The organism is Flavisolibacter nicotianae (assembly GCF_003628535.1).
Lineage (GTDB): Bacteria > Bacteroidota > Bacteroidia > Chitinophagales > Chitinophagaceae > Flavisolibacter > Flavisolibacter nicotianae.
The window spans coordinates 1-624 of the sequence record NZ_RBCI01000067.1 but is presented as its reverse complement, the minus strand read 5'-3'; the positions used below and the strand labels follow the sequence as shown (position 1 = coordinate 624).

Genomic DNA, 624 nt, shown 5'->3' with positions numbered 1-624 from the left:
TTTTGCCGAGCAGTAGTTGGGTTGGTAAAGAGTGTTGTTTTTCATGACGGCAAAGACCTGTTTCAGGAGTTTATTGCATACCGCAATCAGTCCCTGTTTTCCTGTTTTTCCTTTTGCTCGTAATCGTTCATAGAGGGCTTTGCATGCCTGATTGGTTTTCATTGCATTCATCGCACACATGTACAGGACATCCCTGAGCGGCTTGCCACCCCGTTTGCAGATTTTAGGTTTACCCTGGATACTGGTGCCGCTACTATATTCTGTCGGACTGAGTCCTGCAAAAGAGATCAGCTGCCGGTGACTGTAGGTGTGTTTAAAGCCTTGTGTGAAGATGATCAGCATAGCGGCAGCACGCTTGCCAATGCCTTTGACACTGCTGATGTTTTTGAGCTGTTCGGGTTGCCAACGCTGCAGCAGTTCCTGCAGTTCGCCCTCCAGGTTTTTAACTTCCTTTTGCAGACCAGCTTTCACTTTCTCCAGGGACCGGATGGCTGCTTTGCTTTGAATGGGCAAGAGCCGAAGGCTGTGCAACTGATTATTGAACCGCTTGATTTGCTCCTGGTATTCACGAATGGTGTTATAGAGTTGTTTGCCCTGGAAGTAAGCCTGATCGGGCATTTGCCA

1 protein-coding gene is annotated in these 624 nt (G+C 48.2%); it reads right to left on the bottom strand.

Features of this window, described 5'->3' with window-relative positions; all coding sequences use genetic code 11:
* The coding region (locus D6024_RS26425; protein WP_162945076.1) for a transposase at positions 1 to 624 on the bottom strand (624 nt) is incomplete at both ends.